The sequence below is a fragment of the Belliella calami genome (genome assembly GCF_022549695.1).
Taxonomy (GTDB): Bacteria; Bacteroidota; Bacteroidia; order Cytophagales; family Cyclobacteriaceae; genus Belliella; species Belliella calami.
Window position 1 is genome coordinate 335656 of record NZ_JAKZGS010000004.1, and the last position, 21432, is coordinate 357087.

Annotated in this window: 16 protein-coding genes; 8 read left to right on the forward strand and 8 right to left on the reverse strand. The window is 36.8% G+C overall.

Annotation, left to right across the window (positions count from 1 at the left end):
- Positions 1–160 precede the first annotated feature (160 nt).
- Together MM236_RS08125 and MM236_RS08130 are read left to right on the forward strand one after the other, a co-directional pair.
- Positions 161–982 (forward strand): ion transporter, encoded by an 822-nt coding sequence (locus MM236_RS08125; RefSeq protein WP_241274462.1) that lies wholly within the window; start codon positions 161–163, stop codon positions 980–982.
- Between the two features lie 199 nt (positions 983–1181).
- Positions 1182–1958 (forward strand): Rossmann-like and DUF2520 domain-containing protein, encoded by a 777-nt coding sequence (locus tag MM236_RS08130; RefSeq protein WP_241274463.1) that lies wholly within the window; start codon positions 1182–1184, stop codon positions 1956–1958.
- Between the two features lie 163 nt (positions 1959–2121).
- Here MM236_RS08130 and MM236_RS08135 read toward each other — a convergent pair whose 3' ends face one another.
- From MM236_RS08135 to MM236_RS08145, 3 genes are all read right to left on the reverse strand, one after another.
- Positions 2122–2976: a pirin family protein gene (locus MM236_RS08135; RefSeq protein ID WP_241274464.1), complete on the reverse strand. Its 855-nt coding sequence runs from the start codon at positions 2974–2976 to the stop codon at positions 2122–2124.
- A gap of 111 nt (positions 2977–3087) precedes the next feature.
- Complete coding sequence (locus MM236_RS08140) at positions 3088–4089, reverse strand: acyl-ACP desaturase (RefSeq protein WP_241274465.1); 1002 nt, start codon at positions 4087–4089, stop codon at positions 3088–3090.
- Between the two features lie 141 nt (positions 4090–4230).
- A complete protein-coding gene (locus MM236_RS08145; RefSeq protein WP_241274466.1) occupies positions 4231–5109 on the reverse strand; it encodes a YncE family protein in 879 nt (292 codons plus the stop codon).
- A 189-nt stretch (positions 5110–5298) separates the two neighbouring features.
- Between MM236_RS08145 and MM236_RS08150 the strand changes: the two genes are divergently transcribed.
- Positions 5299–6540, forward strand: a complete 1242-nt coding sequence (locus MM236_RS08150; RefSeq protein WP_241274467.1) for a dipeptidase — start codon at positions 5299–5301, stop codon at positions 6538–6540.
- Between the two features lie 269 nt (positions 6541–6809).
- Here MM236_RS08150 and MM236_RS08155 read toward each other — a convergent pair whose 3' ends face one another.
- Positions 6810–9968 carry a histidine kinase N-terminal 7TM domain-containing protein gene (locus tag MM236_RS08155; protein ID WP_241274468.1) on the reverse strand — a complete coding sequence of 1053 codons (3159 nt, stop codon included), beginning with the start codon at positions 9966–9968 and terminating at the stop codon, positions 6810–6812.
- A 297-nt stretch (positions 9969–10265) separates the two neighbouring features.
- On the opposite strand from MM236_RS08155, the gene MM236_RS08160 reads away from it, so the two are divergent.
- The 4 genes from MM236_RS08160 (at position 10266) to alr (ending at position 16357) form a co-directional block, all read left to right on the forward strand.
- Positions 10266–10745, forward strand: coding sequence for an Atg14 domain-containing protein (locus MM236_RS08160; RefSeq protein ID WP_241274469.1), 480 nt, complete (start codon positions 10266–10268; stop codon positions 10743–10745).
- Between the two features lie 262 nt (positions 10746–11007).
- A complete protein-coding gene (gene clpB / locus MM236_RS08165) occupies positions 11008–13623 on the forward strand; it encodes an ATP-dependent chaperone ClpB (protein WP_241274470.1) in 2616 nt (871 codons plus the stop codon).
- 369 nt (positions 13624–13992) lie between these two features.
- Positions 13993–15126 carry an amidohydrolase gene (locus tag MM236_RS08170; RefSeq protein ID WP_241274471.1) on the forward strand — a complete coding sequence of 378 codons (1134 nt, stop codon included), beginning with the start codon at positions 13993–13995 and terminating at the stop codon, positions 15124–15126.
- 76 nt (positions 15127–15202) lie between these two features.
- Positions 15203–16357 carry an alanine racemase gene (gene alr, locus MM236_RS08175; protein WP_241274472.1) on the forward strand — a complete coding sequence of 385 codons (1155 nt, stop codon included), beginning with the start codon at positions 15203–15205 and terminating at the stop codon, positions 16355–16357.
- A 21-nt stretch (positions 16358–16378) separates the two neighbouring features.
- Here the strand turns inward: alr and MM236_RS08180 are convergent, their stop codons facing one another.
- The 4 genes from MM236_RS08180 to MM236_RS08195 form a co-directional block, all read right to left on the reverse strand.
- The gene (locus tag MM236_RS08180; protein WP_241274473.1) at positions 16379–17458 is read right to left on the reverse strand and encodes a fatty acid desaturase family protein; all 1080 of its coding nucleotides are present in this window, start codon (positions 17456–17458) and stop codon (positions 16379–16381) included.
- Between the two features lie 174 nt (positions 17459–17632).
- Positions 17633–18100: a pyrophosphohydrolase domain-containing protein gene (locus MM236_RS08185; protein WP_241274474.1), complete on the reverse strand. Its 468-nt coding sequence runs from the start codon at positions 18098–18100 to the stop codon at positions 17633–17635.
- Between the two features lie 122 nt (positions 18101–18222).
- Positions 18223–19005 carry a hypothetical protein gene (locus MM236_RS08190; RefSeq protein ID WP_241274475.1) on the reverse strand — a complete coding sequence of 261 codons (783 nt, stop codon included), beginning with the start codon at positions 19003–19005 and terminating at the stop codon, positions 18223–18225.
- Between the two features lie 407 nt (positions 19006–19412).
- On the reverse strand, positions 19413–20180 hold the full coding sequence (locus tag MM236_RS08195) for a superoxide dismutase (RefSeq protein ID WP_305037097.1): 768 nt from the start codon (positions 20178–20180) through the stop codon (positions 19413–19415).
- 340 nt (positions 20181–20520) lie between these two features.
- On the opposite strand from MM236_RS08195, the gene dapF reads away from it, so the two are divergent.
- Positions 20521–21300 (forward strand): diaminopimelate epimerase, encoded by a 780-nt coding sequence (gene dapF / locus MM236_RS08200; RefSeq protein WP_241274476.1) that lies wholly within the window; start codon positions 20521–20523, stop codon positions 21298–21300.
- Positions 21301–21432 lie beyond the last annotated feature (132 nt).

The window sequence follows — 21432 nt, forward strand, 5'->3', positions numbered from 1 at the left end:
AATGCGAGAAATGGAAGAGAAAGCTCATAAACGTAGAGCCGATTAATATTTATGAATTAGGCATCTACTGCATCAGAAAAATCCAGAGCTACATTAATTATTGTTTAAATAAACTGAAAAAAGGTCAACAAATCTTAACTTCGATAAACACTTTCTAAAAATGTCATTGATCCCAAGTAAAAAAAGGTTAGCCCATATCGTTTTCGAACATGACGACAAAGCTTCAAAAGCATTTGATGTAACCATTCTTGTTTTGATCTTGGGAAGCATCATCGTAGTGGTATTGGATTCAGTAGGGGAGATTAGGGTAGCGTATCACAAGTTTTTTTCGGTCTTGGAATGGACTTTTACCATACTTTTCACATTGGAATACTTACTCAGGTTGTGGCTTTCTAAAAGGAAAATTGGCTATGTCCTCAGTTTTTATGGTTTAGTAGATCTTTTTGCTATTGTTCCTACCTACTTAAGTTTGTTTCTTTTGAATACACAGTTTTTGGTTGTGATTCGATCGCTTAGGTTGTTGAGGGTGATTAGGATTTTGAAACTGGGGCGATATCTCAATGAAGCTGAGTTTCTCAAAGAAGCACTGAATGCAAGCAAAGCCAAAATCCAAATATTCATTGGATCCGTATTGGCAATTGTGTTGATAGCGGGTACATTGATGTACATTGTGGAGGGTCCAGAGAGTGGCTTCACCAGCATTCCAATGTCCATGTATTGGGCGATTGTAACTTTAACTACCGTTGGGTTTGGTGATATTACGCCATTGACAGCCTTTGGTAAATTTTTGGCTTCACTCATTATGCTGATGGGTTATGGGATAATCGCTGTGCCAACAGGTATAGTCACTGCTGAAATGGCTAATGCAAAAAATAAAATCAGCATGGCAAATGCTAGATCTTGTGGAAATTGCAAATTCATAGAGTCTGACGTCCAAGCAAAATTTTGTAAAAATTGTGGAGAGAAGTTTCCCCCAAAATAAGCCATGACGAAGCTTTACCCTTAAAAGCTCTAAAACTTAACCTTCATATATGAAAAAAGCTATTTTCTTTTAATTACTGTTTGAGTGTGCCGGATTTACTGCACAAGTTCAATCTCGATCCCATGAACTTCAGGAATCATTTAATAAATGGAAAATCGTAACTGTGGTATCGAAGTTATAATTTTTTTATCTTTCATTCATGAAGTTTAAGATTGCAATATTAGGGACAGGAAATGTGGCCTATCATCTGATTCCTGCTTTGGAAAATGCCGGCCATACCATCACCGAAATCTATGGTAGAAACTTGGAAGATGCTGAGAAATTGACAGAAAAAGTCTATGTGGCTGAGGCTGTTGATGAGCTGGACTTTTCTGAAAGTAAAGCTGAAATTTTCATTTTGGCAGTAAGTGATTCCGCAATTTCAGATATTGCCGATGAGATTATCTTGCCAGAAAATAGCATCCTAGTACATACATCAGGCACAGTTCCTTTAAGTATTTTGGGTTATAGCTCGGCTACTTACACAGGTGTAATGTATCCTTTGCAAACTTTCAGCAAAGGGAGAGCAATTGATTTTGTAGATGTTCCTTTTTTGTTGGAGTCAGAGGATGAGGAGACTTTGCAGAAGTTGAAAAAATTGGCTAAAAGCCTAACTCCCTACAATTATATAGTCAAGTCAAAGGATCGGCTTGCTTTGCACATAGCAGCAGTTTTTGCAAGCAATTTTACGAATCATATGATAAGATTGTCTGAAGAAATTATGGCAAGGCAAGGTTTGAATTTTGAAATGCTCAAACCCTTGATCATAGAATCAATAAGCAAAACTTTGGAAATCGGTGCCAAGAGGGCACAAACAGGACCTGCAATTAGAGGTGATTTTGGTACTCTTGACAACCACTTCCAGTTTTTGAACTACAACGAGCAAGTTGCAGAACTTTATAGACTTATCTCTCAAGACATTATCGACGTGAATTGAGAAATTGAAGATTGAAAGATTTGTGAAATTTTAAGATTTTATCAAGCTGGAAATTAGCCTGAAACTTCTTAGAATAATTGAGATGATTAAGCTTCAAATGATTAAAGATAAAAAAACAAAAGAGGTTTTGGAAACCCAAAACCTCATAAATTTTGATTTAGGACTAGTCCTCCCAAGTCCCAAATTTCCCTGCTTGATAATCTTGGTATGCTTGCATGATTTCTTGCTGCGTATTCATGACAAATGGGCCTTGCGCCACCAAAGGTTCATTGAAAGGCTTGGCATGTCCCAAAAGAATTACTGCATCTTGTGAAGCTTTGACGGTTAAAGAATCTCCATCGTTATTGAATTCGATAAGATTTCTGTAAGGAATTCTTTCTCCTTGTATTTGTACTTCGCCACGTACCACATAGAAAAATACATTTTCTTCCTGAGGAATGGTTTTTGTAAAGGTACTTCCTGATTTCATGTAAACTGTGCTCATCATCAGAGGGCTGATGGTCTCAAAAGATCCTTTGTGACTATTCCAATCACCTGAGATCAGTTGAACAGAGATTTTTCCGTCTTCCAAATCAAAATGTGTGATTTCATCTTTTTGTAAGCCTTTATACTTAGGCTTAGTCATTTTGTGCTTTGCAGGTAAATTGACCCATAATTGGAGGATTTCCAGATCTCCCCCTTCTTTTTTGAATTGCTCAGAACTTACTTCTGCATGGATAAGTCCGCTTCCTGCAGTCATCCATTGAATTCCACCTTTTTCGATCACAGATTCATGCCCTCCAGAATCCTTGTGCATAATATCACCTTCAAGAATGAAAGTTACGGTCTCCATTCCACGATGTGGATGAGGTCCAAATGGAAGTCCATTGTTGTTTTTTGGATAGGTTTGGTGTCCATGATGATTGAGAAAAATAAATGGGTCGATCTGCCTCAACTCCCTTGAAGGGAGTGGGTTATAAGTTATAAGATCTGCAATAGGATGGTATGATGCTGTATGTATTGCTTTGATTGTCTTCATAGTGAATTTATGTGTATATACATGTAAATGTTTATTCTTTATAAATTGTTCCAGTTAATCAAAAAAAAAGCGCTGGAATTATTTCCAGCGCCTTATGATTTTTAGTTGTTTTTACTTTAGCCAAGCTAGTTGAACCTCGTCAGGAGCTTTCATCCTATCAGCTACACGCATGTATCTATCAGCTAAATTTGCCAAGTAGTCCTGTGCTTTTGATGCTACATCATTTAATCCCGTCAATTTTTCTATATCCCAAAGTTTTACCAAATGATCAATAATCCTTGCATAATCCCAGCCTGTGTAGACACCAATTTTTTGGGTGATGGCAGAGAATTGATCAAATAATGTAGGGTTGGAGCTTCCATGTCCCATCAATACTGCTGGCATCACAATTTGTTTTCTCATCATTTTTTCGAATGCTAAAATAGCCCCATTTGGATCTATCTTGAAGATTTCAGACATAAAGCTTTTGTAAGCTTTTTCATGTCTAGCTTCATCTCCTGCTATAGTTTTGCAAATTCTTGACAAGACATCATCACCTGCTTTATCCGCAAGCTTTCCAGTGTTCACATGAGATACTTTTGTAGCTCTCTCTTGGAATGATGTATATATAATTGCTTGAAATGGATCTTTTTCTGATTTTGGATCAAAGCCATTGTATATCAATCTATGAATAGTCTGCTCTACTTTTTTCATGTCAGCTCGACCAGAAAGGTATAAGTACTTATTTAGAAGATCTCCATGACGGTTTTCTTCTGCAGTCCAAGCCTTTGACCATCTTACCCAGCCGGATGGACTTAGTAAGTTGCCCTCTTCATTGATGCCCTCCAATAAGTTGAAATATGTCTGATAACTAGGAAGTGCTTCTTCAGTAATCATGTTTCCAATCAAAGAAGTGATTACTGTGTCAGGAATTCCTGCTGCTCTTTCCTGTAGTAATTTGACTTGATCGAATGCGTCCAACTTAGCCATATCCGGCAAAAAATCTGTTGGTTGCCAACAATCATCTGGATCGACCAGAACATTGTCCACAGCATGACCCACGAAATCATCCAATTGACTGATGACTTCCATGTTTTTTTCTAATTCGTAATTGATATTTTTTGACTTGTTCATAATATGATGATTCAATACCTTACCAAAAACTATAAAAATTTTTTAAATCTAAGATTTGGGTTAGGCAATTCTTCTATAAAGATAAGAACAAAATAGATAAATGCGATGCAGGAAACTCGATTTCTAATTTGAGTTTACTCCTCAATAGGTTAATTTATACGCTACTACCTTGTTCTTAAAGAACGTAGGAACAAGCACAAGGTTATCTTCTGGAATATAATCTATATCAGCTGTATTGGACTCTTCTGCCTTAGTATCAAGGATTTTGGATTCTTTCCCATCTTGGATTAGGTATATTTCCCCTTGCCATCTGCTAGCAATGAAGGTATTGTCGTCAATTACCACTAGACCATCACCACCTGTGACTACTTCATTGATCATTTCGAAGCTTCCATCACTGTTATATTTTTTCAATCCTGATCCATCCAATCCATAAAGAACTCCATTTGAGCCAACTCTCAGTCCGTTGATATTTTCCTGCCCTTCTGCAAAAGTGCTGATCGCACCATCTTGGAACATATGAATTTTGCCAGTATTCATATCAGAGAAATACACTTTGTTACCATCTGTATCTACATCATTTAGGAATTCTGCACCTTCTATTTTAAATCTATTGCTGATCTTGGCAGTTTCAATATCTATTTCTACTAGCTCATCTATATTGGTTACATATAGTTTTCCATTACTGATTCCCATACCTTTTGGAGAGTCTATACCAGAGACCCACTCTTTTTGAAGTATTTCGCCTTCTTTGCTGATGATAGAGATAGAACCTTTGCCATCTTTTTCTGTTGGGGAACCGTCGATGTTGGATACATAGATAGTTCCGGTAGAGGAATCAAACAATGTTGATTCGTTTGTCATCAACTCAGCAGGTGTCTGCCAAATCTCTGTTAGTGAGGGTTCTATAGATTCTATTTCCTCTACTTCTGTTGTTTCTTCACTTGTAGTTTTGGAATCGCAGCTCCACATGAGTATTGGGAAGATTGCTGCGAGTATTAATTTTTGGTTGGTTTTCATCTTTCTGAATTTTGATTTACATATAAATTTAGAGATAATTTATGAAATAGAGCGAATTCCTATAATTCAATCTCAAGAGAAACAACAATAATAGCTGAAATCTGTTTTACCCAACATTTCAACCGCTTATAAATCTTGTGATTAAAATATTTGACTGATTTATTAAATTGAAAATTAAACCTAATCATTATGAAAAAAATCTTACCAATAGTAGTCAGTTTAGTCCTTTCTATTTCCTGTAGTGAAAAAGAAAAAGAGGTAGATTATTCTTTGCTCTCTGATGAAGAAAGATTGGAAATGGCAAAAGAATTCACAAAAAACACCATTTTGGTGGATGGCCACATGGATTTGCCATTTCGAATGTATAATATGGGAAATACTATGACTGGAGATGTCTATGATTTCATAAACAAAAGTGACCAAGGAAATATCGACTATGTAAGAGCCAAAGAAGGCGGGATGGATGCGCCGTTTATGGCAATTTATATTCCGGCGGGATATCAGGAAAAGGGAGGGGCAAAAGACCTTGCTGATACTTTGATTATGATGGTCGAGCGTTTGGCGGAAACCTGGCCAGATCAATTGGCTTTGGCAAAATCCCCGAAGGAAATTGAAGATAATTTCAGTAAAGGTTTACTTTCCCTTCCTATGGGAATTGAGAATGCAGCAGCAATTGAAGATAAATTGGAGAATGTCGAATATTTTTATGACAAAGGAATTCGCTACATGACATTGACCCATGGCAAAGATAATCTCGTAGGAGATTCTTCGTATGACGATGCTGAGACCCATGGTGGCTTGAGTGATTTTGGTAAAGAGGTAGTCAAAGAAATGAATAGACTGGGAATGATCATTGATGTATCGCATATCACGGATAAGACTTTTTTCGACGTGGCGGAGATAAGCGATGCACCTATTGTGGCCACCCATAGTTCCGCAAGGAAATTTACCCCTGGTTTTGAGAGGAATGTTTCTGATGAGATTATCAAAAAAATAGCTGAGAAGGACGGTATGGTCATGATTACATTTGGAGGTAGTTTTGTAGACCAATCTTTCTCAGAAAAAAACACAGAGAATAGAGCACATATACAGTCTTGGATGGAGGAAAATGGGCTTGATAGAAGGGACTCTGCAGCCATGGAATATATCAAAACATATATGTCAGAGAATAAGCCAACTGTCCATGTGTCGAAGGTAGCCGAGCATATTGATTATGTTGCGAAAATGGTTGGGATAGACCATGTTGGTCTTGGGTCTGATTTCGATGGGGTTGGTGATACTTTGCCAGATGGACTAAAAGATGCTTCCATGTATCCTAATTTGATTGCAGAATTGATGAAGCTTGGCTATTCTAAAGAAGATTTGGAGAAAATCTGCTACAAGAACTTCTTCAGGGTATGGAATGCTGTAGAAGCTATAGCAAAAAAATAACTTAAGCAGGAGTATTGATTTTTGTTCTGAAAAAGGTAAAGGAAAATTGTTTCTTTTACCTTTTTTTATTTTGTGATTTACTTCACATGAATTTCTTATTATCCGTTTTCTTACACGTAGCCAAACATTAGTTTGTTGGATGAACGATTTGTGGTTCTATTGACTGTGAACTGTGGTGTGATGAAGAGTCTTCGCAACTTACAAAGCCACTTGTTATCCTACGTGCAACATAGCAATTACTTATTAAATCATTTGGAAGGTTTTTGATATTATTCCAGTTCTTTGATTTCTTGATCCAATTTTTGAATGATTTTTTGAATTTCCTCGTCAATTTCCGAGAAATTATTGTCGTTGTCATTTGTTGGAAGTTCTTTTAATTTCTCAACGTCATTAGCCAAGTGAACTAGTCTTTTCAAATCCAAATTTAGCGCTATACCTTTGATGGCATGTCCGGTTTGTTTTAATTTAATCAAGTTTTTCTCTTCGATGTGGTGCATAAGCGCACTGTGAAGAAGTGTGATATTTTCCTTGCTTACTTCGATCAATTCTTTAAAAAATTCAGGATCAGTTTTTTTGTATTCTTCAAATTTCGATTCGTATAGATTTTCTGATTCTTGACTTTCCGGTTTTAGATATTTAAATAGTTTTTCGGAAATGTCAGAAACCAAAATAGGCTTACTTAAATAATCATCCATTCCAGCTTCTATGCATCGCCCATATTCTCCCTTGACCGTTCCGGCAGTCAATGCAATGATAGTCACTCTATCTTTCTTTTCATTTTCTTCTATGATCCTAATTTTCTTGGTTGCATCATATCCGCTCATTTCAGGCATTTGAATGTCCATGAAAATTATTTCAGGAAAATAGGTCTCATACATTTTTACTGCTTCCAACCCATTTTTTGCTTCATAGATTGTAGCGTTTGGAACAAGACTTCGGACGATGGTTTTTGCCAGAAGCATATTTACAGCGTTATCGTCTACTAAAAGGAATTTTCGTGCTATGCTTGCCAGATTCCTAGGTTCAGCTTGATTGCTGTTTTCTATACTCTTTTGATAGTCAGGGTCCAATTCGCCAATTTCATATGGTACATCCAGCTCAAAATAGAAATCACTACCCTTTAGTGGCTCGGTTTCCAGTTCAAGTTTACTATCCATCAATTCCAGTAGTTTATTGCAGATAGACAACCCTAACCCTGTACCACCATATTTTCTTGTAGTTGAGTTGTCTTCCTGAGCAAATGCCTCAAAAATAATCTTTTCTTTTTCTTTGGACACCCCTATTCCAGAATCTCTTACTGAGAAAATAATTTTTGATTGATGGGTGTTAGCATTCAATTCATTGACTTGAATTGATAGTTCGATCTCACCTTCATCTGTAAATTTTACGGCATTGCTTAGGAGGTTTATCAATACTTGCTTGATCCTGATCATGTCCAAAATCACGATATCAGGTAGCTTAAGATCGAGGGAAAGAATTAGCTTAATATTTTTTACTTCCGCCACAGGTTTGATTACATTCAGAGACTCTTCTGCAATTCCCCTTAGGTTCACCCTGATGGGGCTAAGCTCAAGTTTACCTGCTTCGATTTTTGAAAAATCCAAAATATCATTAATCAATTCTAAGAGTAGATTTCCAGATTGCGTGATTGAGTTGAGGTAGCTTCTTTGTCTTTCGTCCAAGCTTGTACGCAGCAAAAGATCCGAGAATCCTATTACGCCATTCAGTGGTGTTCTGATTTCGTGACTCATATTAGCAAGAAATTCGGACTTCGCCAGACTTGCCTCTCTTGCTTGCTGCATTGATTTTATGAGATTTTGCTCCAGGTTTCTCCTTTCTAAGGCATTCGAAATGCTATCTGCAAAACTCAAAAGCAAGGCCGATTCAGCATCACTCCATACTCTTTCATATGTGCAATCGTCAAAACCAACATAGCCCCAAAATCTTTGGTTGATGAAGATGGGTATTAGTAGAATAGATTTGATGTCTTGGCCAGTCAGTAAATCCTTGAGTTCTTGATCTTGGATTTGTGAGACGATAGATTGATATACTTGGTTTTTCTCCAAATATCCAACTGCTTCACCATAAAATTTCATCGGGATGTCCTGTAGCACTGGATTGTTGATCTCAGGAGGTACTCCGCTAGCGCTCCATTCGAATCTTTGCGAGCTGTATAAGTTTCCGTCTTCTCCTATACTGTTTTCAAACAGATATACTCTGTCCACACTGGCTCCTTCTCCCAATACTGTAATTACTTTTTGGGTTGCTAAGGCAAAATCTGGATTAGACAAAAGTTCTTTGGTGGCCATTGCAATTGACTTGAGCATTTTTTCATTTCTCAAAAGATTTGCATTGGCCGTTTTAAGCATCAATTCATTGGATTTTATGAGTTTTTCAGAAATTTTTTCGGCCGTAATATCTCTGATCATGATATAGTGTATCATGTTTTCTACAGAGCTTGGGTCTATTGCTGTTTCCCTCTTTATTTGGATGATTTGGTTTTCGCTTATAGTATACTCTGTGATATCCACATGCTTTTTGACAAGTAAATAGGGTTCTAAAATTGGCCATTCACTGATGATTTTCTCACTACTCAATGGTGGTTTGACTCTTAGTATTTTTTTTGCGACCTTATTGTGAGTGATTATATCTCCCTGGGAATTGAGAATGATGATACCGTCATTGAGTTCATTGAAAATCTGATCAAAAGCGATAGGGGCTGATTTGAAAATATTCAATCTAAATAAGCCATAATATACAAATATTGCACTGATGGCTAGTGAGAATGGGACTAAGTCTAATTGGAATGTGTAAAGTCCGGCCAAATCTATAATCAAGGTGACCCATGGTACTACACATGCAACCAATATCACAAAAACCTGCTTGGAATAGATATTTGGTACAAACAAAAGCATCCTGATCAAGAGTGTATTGGTTAGAATTACTATTGATACATTAAAAATACCATATACCCAATGGAAGATCGTCGGCTCATACAGGATAGCGGAGTAATATTCATTCTCAATGATGTCAAAAGATGCGTAGAATAAATGATGGAAGGAATTTGTAAATAATATCGCCAGAAAAAAAACAGCTAGCCCAAAAAGAATGAAAAGGTTGGACTTTGTGAGGAAGTTTTCATTTTTGGAGTATTTTAGTACAAATGCCAATAACAATGGTGTGATAAATACCCCGCCAATATGTTCGAGCTTGTAAAATAACACAATGTATTCTATTCTGGTAGAGATAATCTCAAAGCCATAAAAGAAGGCATAAAAGAAACAGCTTATAAGCAAGTAGAAAAAATATTGTTCACCAAAATTGTTTACTTTCTTTTTGCTAAGCACAATTAGAAACAATAATAAAATACTCGTTATAAAAACAGGTATTGAAATTAGATTAAACTGAAATTGTTCGATTACTTCCATTAGATAAAAATTATTTTCTAATTTATAAATAAGGTTTTAACAGACAGCTATTTTATCAAAAAAAAGTGTTTTTTCAGGTATAAATATTCTTAAAATCTTAAAAATAAAGGTGAAATCTACAGATTATACCTCAATTCATATCTTGTCAAAACAGAATCAAATGATCATATTTTATTTAAATTTGTGTTTATTGTGACACGTTTAGCTACTCTTATGCGTGTATGTAAGTATAAATCGAATTTAGGAATAATTATTGTTCCTATTATTTAAGTAAAAGTTTAACCAATTTTATAGATTATGAAAAAGATAAAAATTATTGCCGGGATATTTTTGATGGCTTTTTTGGTAAGCACCCAAAGCTTTGCACAATCAGTAGAATCTGAAAAAGAAAAAACAAAAGAAGAAGTAGCTGAAATGAAAAGAGCCGCCAAGGAAGAAAAGCAAGCCTTGAAGGAAGAAAAAGCAGCACTTAAAGCCGAAGCAAAAGAATTGAAAAGAATAGCTGCGGAGCAAAAGGCAGAAGAAAAACGCCTTAAAAATTTGGAAAAGGCGCAAAAAGGGTATGACAAGGCATTGACTAAGAGGCAAAAAGCTGAAATCAAACATTCCCAACAAAATCTTAAAATAGAAAAGGCTGTTCGAAAGGGCACTACAAACGATAAGATTGCCAAAATGGAACTCAAATTGAAAGAGTTGGAAATAGACGTAGAGAAAGCTAATTCCGAGATTGGGAAATATGAACGTGACCTAAAGAGATATAAATCAAAAGAAGATTAATTTTCTAGTCAAGATCATATATATATATATATAAGTTTTTTTTAAAGAGGCTGTACTACTTAAAATAGTACAGCCTCTTTTTTTGTCTGACTGTGATTTAGGGACAGTGTGAGTAATAAGCTTTCATAACTTCTGTATAGACAAAATGACAGTTTTTTCTTAAATCCGAGTATAATATCTGTCAATATTTCCGAAAAATTACACAAAATCCAATTGGTTAATTATTTGAGTATTTCAGTGTAACCACAAAATCAAACAAAAGATGGATTTCAAACAATTCACTACAAGATCTCAAGAAGCTATCCAAAAGGCTGCCGAGATTGCAATGTCGAGACAGCAGCAAGTAATAGAGCCAGGTCATTTGCTTAATGGAATCCTTACAGAAGATGAAAACGTAACAGATTTTATTTTCGAAAAATTGGCAGTAAATAAAAAGATTATATCACAAAAGCTGGAAGATATTATCAAAAGCTACCCAAAAGCTGATGGTCAACAAGCCTATCTTTCAAATGCTACAAATCAAGTATTGAACAAAGCAAAAGATTATCTGAAGACCTTTGGTGATGAGTTTGTTGCGATTGAGCATCTGATTTTGGGGATTTTGGCTGGTTCAGACAAGCCTGCGCAAATTTTAAAAGATCAAGGCTTAAAAGAAAAGTCATTGATAGAAGCGATTAAAGAACTTAGACAAGGAAATAAAGTGACAGACCAAAATGCAGAATCAAAATATAGGGCTTTGGAAAAATATTCCAAAAACCTGAACGAACTTGCCAAAAAAGGTAAAATAGACCCAGTAATCGGAAGAGATGAGGAAATCAGGAGAGTCTTACAGATTTTGGCAAGACGGACAAAGAACAACCCGATTTTACTCGGTGAGCCAGGAGTTGGAAAAACCGCCATTGTGGAAGGTTTGGCACAAAGGATAGTAAGTGGAGATGTACCGGAAAATCTAAAAACCAAGACTTTGATATCCTTGGACATGGGATTACTTGTCGCAGGAGCCAAATATAAAGGTGAGTTTGAAGAAAGGCTCAAAGCTGTGATCAAAGAAGTGACTGATTCAGATGGTCAGATCATTCTTTTCATAGATGAAATCCATACTTTGATCGGTGCTGGTGGAGGTGGGGAAGGTGCGATGGATGCTGCCAATCTTCTGAAACCAGCTTTAGCCAGGGGAGAGCTTCATGCTATTGGAGCTACCACACTCAAAGAGTATCAGAAATATATAGAAAAGGATAAGGCTCTTGAAAGGAGGTTTCAGGCTGTAATTGTCGATGAGCCAGATGCTGCGGATGCGATTTCCATTCTAAGGGGCATCAAAGATAAATATGAATTACACCATGGTGTGAGAATTAAAGATGACGCAGTGATATCAGCTGTAGAACTTTCCCAAAGGTATATTTCTGATCGGTTTTTACCTGACAAAGCCATTGATCTCATGGATGAAGCTGCTGCCAAACTCCGAATGGAAATCGATTCCTTGCCCCAAGAATTAGATGAATTCAACAGAAGAATCATGCAGCTTGAAATTGAACGGGAGGCGATTCGAAGAGAAAATAATAAAGATAAAGAAACTGTATTGAGTAGAGAGATAGCTGAGCTATCGGAAAAAAGACAAAGTATCAAAGTAAAGTGGGAAAGTGAAAAAGCTGTAATCACTGGGATCCGTACAGAAAAGGAAAATATTGACAAACTTAAACTAGAGGCCGAACAAGCTGAACGTGCGGGGGATTTTGGCAAAGTGGCAGAAATCCGTTACGGCAAGATCGTAGAAGCAGAGAAGAAGCTCGATCTATTCAAGTCCCAATTAGTAGAGATGCAGCAAGGATCTCCACTATTGAAAGAAGAAGTAGATCATGAAGATATCGCTGCGGTAGTTTCCAAATGGACTGGAATTCCACTTTCCAAAATGATCCAAAGCGAACGGGAAAAACTACTCTATCTAGAAGAAGAGCTAGGTAAAAGGGTTGCTGGTCAGACTGAGGCAATCACGGCATTGTCTGACGCCGTGCGTAGAAGTAGGGCTGGATTGCAAGATCCAAAGCGTCCAATAGGTTCATTTATCTTCATGGGAACTACAGGAGTCGGAAAAACTGAATTGGCAAAAGCTCTTGCAGAGTACCTATTCAATGATGATAACGCCATGGTGAGGATAGATATGTCAGAATATCAAGAAAGACATGCAGTCAGTAGGCTTGTTGGAGCTCCTCCAGGATATGTAGGCTATGATGAAGGAGGGCAGTTGACAGAAGCAGTTAGAAGAAAGCCATACTCAGTGGTGTTGTTGGATGAAATAGAAAAAGCCCATCCTGATGTATTCAATATCCTTTTGCAAGTGTTGGACGATGGAAGGCTTACAGACAATAAAGGAAGAGTCGCTAATTTCAAGAATACAATTATCATCCTCACGACAAATATTGGCTCTAGCTTAATTCAAGAACGTTTTGCAGAAATTGAAGATTGGAATAAAGAAGAGATCTTGGAAAAAACCAAAACTGAAGTCTATGAACTATTGAAGAAATCGGTTCGTCCAGAATTTCTAAACAGGATTGATGAAACAATCATGTTTGAGCCACTCACTGAGAAGGTTATCAGAAAAATCGTAGATATTCAGTGGAAAGAAATCCAAAGCCGATTGGCAGATTCAAAGATTGATATTGAAGCGACAAAAGAAGTGCTTGATTACTTGGGCAAAGTTGGTTTCGATCCTCAGTTTGGAGCTAGACCACTCAAAAGAACCATGCAAAAACTGGTGCTGAACGAACTCTCCAAACAGATCTTATCAGGATATATCAAAAATGACTCTGCTGTTCTCGTAGATTTAGATGCAGAAAATCAAGTGTATTTCAAAAATATTGAAAATTTATTAGTTAGTTAGTATTAGTAGTGAAGCCTCGGAGCGATTGTTCCGGGGCTTTTTTGTTTGTCGACCTACCATCCTGCTTGCTAGCCTGTAGCAACAAATGTACAACACTCTTTGACCATTACTAAATTTCTCCATTACCCAGTTATTATCAAATGTCCTGTGAAGGTGTTTATATGATTGGAAATTGAACAGAATGAAAGATGTGGAGTTGGTATGTAAGGCGATGAAAGGGAAAGAATCATTGGGATAATTTAAGAAACTGCAGTGATTGTTGTAATACGCTTTTTTTAATTTCTTTTCCTAAGGAACAATCCCCGTACAATTTTTGTCAGTTAAAGAAGTAATGTTATATTCAATTTTTAACCTAAAACCATCAAATCAATGGAGAAAGTGATTTTCAACCAACTCAAAGAATTCAGGAAAACATTGCATCAGAACCCTGAACTATCAGGAGAAGAAAAGGAAACTGCCGCCCGAGTGGCAAATTTTTTTGAAAAGATTAAGCCAGATTTGACTATCAATAAGCTTGGAGGGCATGGAGTGGCTTTTGTATTTGAAGGGAAAGAGAAAGGAATGACTACCCTTATCAGGTGTGAGCTTGATGCTTTGCCAATCGTAGAGAACAACAATATAAAGCATCAAAGCAATGTCTCAGGTGTATCGCATTTGTGTGGACATGATGGCCATATGGCCATTGTTGCGGGACTAGGTTTGCAGCTCAAAGACCATCGACCCTCAAAAGGTCGGGTAGTATTGCTTTTTCAGCCTTCTGAAGAGACTGGAAAAGGTGCGGAATCGGTGATTAAGGACAATAAATTTCTCAAAATTAAACCTGATTATGCTTTTGCTCTTCACAATCTCCCAGGATATGACAAAAATCAGATTGTGATGAAAAAGGGTGCGTTTGCAGCGGCTTCTGTTGGTATGATAATTAAATTGAAAGGAAGAAATGCCCATGCATCGCATCCAGAAGCTGGCAATAGTCCTGCAGAAGCAATGTCCAAGATCATCGTCGCTTTACAAAAATTGCCCGATGCCATGAAGAAGTTCACTATGATCACTGTAATCCATGCTAAGCTTGGAGAAGTTGCTTTTGGGACTACACCTGGAGATGCTACAGTGATGGCGACTTTAAGGGCTTACGAAACTGATACAAGGGATTTGCTCGTCACTTATGCAGAAAAACTTTGTTCACAAATTTCAAAAGAATATGGACTTGAAATTTCATTTGAATATGTTGAGGGATTTGATGCGACACATAATAGTGAAGAAACATGGGAATATGGTAACGAAGCTGCTAAAAAACTAAAGCTTAAGACCAAGCATATCAGAATTCCTTTTCGTTGGTCAGAAGATTTTGGACACTTTTCCAATCATACCAAAACGCTTCTTTTTGGTCTGGGAGCTGGCAAAAAACAACCACAACTTCATGAAAACAATTATGATTTCCCTGATGATATCATCCCAACTGGAGTAAAGATGTTTGAAGAAATCATCAATCAAATCCATAGATAAAGTTTCTTCAGTTTCCTGAAAGTCATAACAACAATCCATTTTCCCTGTTTTTTCATCAGGGTCTATCAAGCCATTTATGAATCATACTTCCTATATCGAAATAAGCAAATCAGCTTATAAAAAAAATATTCAATTCTTGAGATCTGAAGTGGGTGAAAATACCACGATCTCAGCAGTGATCAAGGGAAATGCCTATGGTCATGGGATCGAAAACATAGTACCTATAGCAGAAGGTGTTGGTATTCGACACTTCAGTGCATTCAGTGCAGCGGAAGCGCTCAGGGCTTACAATGCAAGTAAAAAGCAATCTGAAATAATGATTATGGGAATGCTTGAAAATTCTGATTTGGTGGAATTGATAGAGAAGGGTATTAGTTTTTTTGTATTCGAGTTTGATAGACTTGAAGAAGCAATCAAAGTTTCAAAAAAACTTCGGCTCAAAGCCAAAGTGCACATTGAAGTAGAAACTGGGTTTCACCGAACTGGTTTTGAATGGGAAGACAGAGAAAAATTACATAAAATCCTGAATTCAAATCTAGACCATTTGATTCTTGCTGGTCTATGCACCCATTATGCTGGAGCAGAAAGTGTGTCGAATTATGTGAGGGTTAGGGACCAAATAAAAAAGTATTTGGCCTACAAAGATTGGCTTCTCGAAAAAGGTCTTGAATTTGAAAAGTTTCATTCGGCTTGTTCAGCGGCTACATTCAGTTATCCCGAAACAATCATGGATATGGTAAGAATAGGAATAGCATCTTATGGATTTTGGCCCACCCAAGAGACTTACATGTACAAATTCAAGACATTACCTGAAAACAACAAAAACCCACTGAAGCGCTTGATCAATTGGAAAAGTACGATCATGAGTTTGAAAAAAGTCAAGATGGGAGACTTTATCGGTTACGGCTCCAGCTACATGGCTCCAAGAGACATGGTTATCGCACTAATACCAATTGGATATTCCAATGGCTTTAGCAGATTGCTAAGCAATCAGGGAAAGGTTTTGATTTCTGGTAAGATCGTGTCTGTGGTAGGTACAGTGACTATGAACAGCATCGCTGTCGACATTACAGATCTGAGCGGTGTCAAGAAAGGTGATGAAGTAGTATTAATAGGTAAGCAAAAGAAAAATGAAATCACAGTAGCTTCATTTGGTGAGTCCACACAGCAGGTAAACTATGAATTGCTTACCCGTCTGCCTTTAGACATCCCTAGAGAGGTTATTGCGTGATTTTATTTTCTAAATTTTTTATTAAGCTGCTTGTCCAGCTTTTTTAAGGAAGTTGTAGTGAGACTTTAGCGCAGAAAAAAACGATTCATTGTCATGATAAGGCAAGTCAAACTCGTGTGCCGTTTCTTTGACTATTTCTGAGATAGCTGGATAGTGTATGTGGCAGATTTTTGGGAAGAGGTGATGCTCTACTTGAAAATTCAAGCCACCACAAACAAAAGCTGCCAATTTGCTTTTTCTGGCAAAGTTTGCAGTCGTTCTCATCTGGTGTGCTGCCCAAGACTCTTCGATGTTTTCATCTTCTTTCGGATGTGGAATATGTGTCTCTTCTACTAGATGTGCCAATTGAAATACCAACCCCAAGACCAATCCCATAGTGAAATTCATAGCCAAATAACCAATCAAAAATTGCCACCAAGTGATATCCATAATTACTAATGGCAAGATAATGTACATTGTGTAATACAAAACCTTATAGAAGAACAAGTTGAAATATTCAATTTTTGGATGGTTGTTGACATGTGCCCCAATCCTCGTTTGGAAAAATTTGACATAATCCTTTCTGAAAAACCAAGAAATAGAAGCAAGAGAATATAGGAAGAAAGCATAAAAATGTTGATACCTGTGTATTGGTTTGATCTCTTCATCCTTAGAAACACGAATCAAGCCAGGAGCCACGTCCAAATCACCATCATGACCCATAATATTGGTATATGTATGGTGTACTTTGTTATGTGTTATTTTCCAAATATAAACGTTGGCACCGATCAAATTGAAGATATATCCCAGAGAATTGTTGACCCATTGTTTTTTGGAATAGGAGCCATGTAAGGCATCATGACAAATATTAAAACCTATAAATGACATGGTAGCGCCAAGTCCTATTGCTAACAAAAGACTGCCCCAAAGGGAAAATGCTTCAAAAAGAATCAGAAAGTAGAAAGAAACAAACAGAGTAAGGTATAGAATGGTCTTGAATACCATCAGACCATTGGCAGTTTTAGATATATTATTACTTTGGAAATAATGGTCAATTCTAGATTTAATCGTAGCAAAAAACTGAGAATTGTTCGAGTCGACGAACTTGATGGATTGGTTCATATTGGTAATTGGAATAATTTAATTTATGATGGCTGGGTATGGCCTTTTTGTAAGTTTACCATTTGAATTGTTTTCAATCAGCTTCCTTACTTCACAGAATTAAGATATTCTTGGCCTTGCTAGGACTTGCGTTAAAATAGTAATGTGAACTGTTTTAAAGTTAGGGAATAAATATTAGTAAGCCAAAATCTTCTTTAAATCTGCTGGTGAATAATTGACAGATTTAAGGGTTTTTCTATCTCCCTCTCTAAAGACTAGATAAAGTTCCCCTTCCTTTTCATAGAAACAAGAAACTCCTTTGTCTTGATAATGTTTGACAGTCGTTTCTGCTTCAGAAATGTCTTTACAAGCCTTACTCATGTTAGAACGCTGTACCTCGTCAAATAATTCCTTGAATCTATCTGCCAAACCGAATTCCAATATGGCTCCCGAGAGTACGTATTGTATATCACATAACGCATCTGCTACTTCCACCAAATCATTGGTCGCTATGGCCTCCTCTAGCTCCTTTAGTTCTTCTGCAATCAGTGATACACGCAAGTCACACCTCTTTTTGTCGGGAATCTGTGGACTTGTAAGGATTGGGTGCTTGAAGGTTTGATGAAATTCAGCGACTGCCGAAAGTGTACTCGGTTCTACCATAAGAGAATGGGTTTTTGTTTTATGCAATTGAATTTAATCTTAAAGAAAACAAAAAAGGCCGAAATTTAACGGCCTTTTTTCAAAAAAATATTTCTTGAAGAATGTATTTGGGAAACTATGTTTTATTTTTTCTTCAGAACAACTGACGACTCAATGTTACTTTCTATTCTAGATAAAATAGTAGCATTCCCATCAGCACTATTTGGACCTATATCGATTCTTCCATCAGAATTTGCATCTACAGCAGTGCTGAAATCTATTCCTGCAAAAAGCTTACTCATGTCAAATGTAAGAACCATTTCAGTTTCACCATCTACTTCTATTCCTGTTGCATTTTCAGATTTAGCTTTTAGAAGCTTTTCATTTGTCAGCCAAATTGTAGCTACTTTCCCATCAATTTCACCTGCGATCCAGAGAGATTTTTCGAACATTGGGTCATTTTCATTTCCTTCTGTCTTTTTGAATAGTCTAAAATCAACCTCTGTGTAGTTTCCATCAGGGCTTCTGCCTTCTGCGAGTGTAGAAACCGCCACATTGCCATTGTTTACAAGGATGAGGTTTCTCGACTTTGAAGCTTCTGTATGGAATGTCGTATTTACATTTGTTTTGAATGTAATGTCTCCGATGCTTATTCCAGCCAAAAGATCCGCTTTAGCAGCATATTTCATTTCGACGTCCTTTGTTCCAACAGAAAACTGGCTTACTTCAAATCCATTCACATTCACCCTTTCATTGATACGGGCGCCAGCAGTATTGTTATTGGAAGCTGTAGCACTTAGCGCTACATTGCTTTGTGGTTCATTTGCATTTACATCATCATCTTCAGTACAAGAAAAGGAGATTAGCCCGATAGCTAGAGCAAAAGCAATTTTTTGATAGTTTTTCATTAAAATTTTCATCTTCATAATAAGTTGGTTTAGAACCGTACCTACGCAATGCCTATGCCAACGATTGGATTAAAAAATGACATTATATTGAGATTTTAGACCTTTTTACTGTTAACTTTTACTTGGAGGAGTAAAAACAATAAGTTTAGTCTTTATCTGCAACCACATTTTGCCTAATGCACCAAATATCAAGAAACAAAAAATCGAAAATTATAGATGAAATGAAAAAGGTGAAAGTAAAAAGAACACATCTTTTCAACTTTCACCTTTTGACTATTTTTATTTAAATATTATGACTATCCGATTACATTCAAAAAGATATACAAAATGAAATGCATTAGATCAATCGATACCCATACAACTATTTGATTAATAACATTTTTACGCTGTGGAATAAACAAAGATAATCAGCATAAATCAAGAAATTAAGTCAAGGCGTCAAACCTTTCAGATACAGCTTTCCAATTGATGACATTCCACCAATTCCCTATGTAGCCACCTCTATCGTTCATGTATTTCAAGTAGTAGGCATGCTCCCATACATCTATTCCCAGCAAAGGAGTACCCTTGAAATCGGAAACATCCATCAATGGATTGTCTTGGTTTGGTGTAGAACCTACAGCGAGCTTTTGGTCATTTCCAACTACTAACCATGCCCAGCCTGATCCAAACCTCGTTTTACCGGCATCTTCAAATTTTTTGACAAATTCATCGAAGCTACCAAACTCAGCGTCTATTGCTGCAGCAAGATCTCCTTCTGGCTTCCCTCCAGCATCTGGTCCCATTGTTTTCCAAAACAATTCGTGATTATAATGTCCACCTGCGTTATTGCGCATTTTTGTAGAGTACTTTGATATATTCATCAAGACATCTTCAAGTGGTTTGCTCACATCTACACCTTCTTCGGCAGCTGCTTCGGCTAAGTTTTTGGCATAGCCAGCAGCGTGCTTAGTATGATGGATTTCCATTGTCATGGCGTCAATATGTGGTTCGAGTGCATTGTAATCATATGCGAGTTGATTTTGGTCAAAGCCAGTACTTAGCATTATTTTTTCTTCTTCGCTGGCTCCACCTCCACAAGCTGAAAGAAAAGCTGAACCAATGACACTGGATCCAAGGCCTAGGGCAAATGTAGCTTTAGAACTTTGACTCAAAAATACTCTTCTTGATACATTAAAGGATGATTTTTTCATTTTTTTATGGTTTTCCTTTTAATTGATTGCGTTTTTTAGATAGTTTTTTTGGGTAGATTATATTCAATTTGGCCTAAGTTAAAGATTTCATGCCGATAATAAAACCATATTTCGGACAATAAGTCTGATTTTATGACAAGTTGCTTATGTTTGTAGAACCATCTACCCTTGGTTTGGTTTTTGAATTAAGGTTTTTTCCTTAATTCTACCAGTAGGATTAATTTGGTGAATGAATGTTATAATTTAGCTTCCCATCACTAATTGGAAAAAGTAGTTTGAGCTCTCTATAGGTAGAGTTCCATTTATGATGGCAAGTAATGAGCAATTGAGATTTAGTAAAATGGAAATATCTTTTTATAAATATCAGGGAACTGGAAATGATTTCGTCATGATTGATGACAGAAGCGAAGTTTTTCCTGAAGGAGATCTAAATCTCGTACAGCAGCTTTGTGACCGAAAATTCGGGATCGGTGCTGACGGTTTGATTTTGATTAGAAACAAAGAGGGCTATGATTTTGAAATGATTTATTTCAATGCGGATGGCTCGCAAAGTATGTGTGGCAATGGAGCGAGATGTGCTGTTGCATTTTCCAACTTCTTGGAAATAGTAGCCTCAGAAGCATCTTTCCTTGCGATAGATGGTCCACATCAAGCGAAGATTTCAGGTGATATCGTTTCTTTGGGAATGGGGGAAGTAAAAAGTCTTTCCAATTCTGGACAGGATTTCTTTGTAAATACTGGGTCTCCGCATCATGTCAGATTTGTAGAAGATGTAGCACAATATCCAATAGTGGAAACTGGTGCAGAAATCCGATATAGTAAAACATATGAACCTGGAGGGACAAATGTGAATTTTGTAACACCACTTTCATCAGATGAAATTCATGTGAGGACTTACGAAAGAGGAGTGGAAAACGAAACACTCTCGTGTGGAACTGGTGTCACCGCCTGTGCCCTTGTATATGGATACCAAAATTCCCTCAATGAAGTCAATATCAAAACCCAAGGAGGCAAACTGAAAGTGAAATTTACAGCTTCGGCAAATGGTTCGTTCAAAAATATCACTTTGATCGGTCCAGCGAAACAGGTTTTCCATGGAAAATGGAAAAGTGACCAATAAAATTTTCCTTTGAAGGTGAAGTATAAATAATTAAAAGAAGAAAAATGGAATTGTGATTTTTGGGTTTTTTAATACCCCAACATTCATTTCCTTATTTTCTATTGTAATAAAAACAAAGTAATTTTAAGCCGC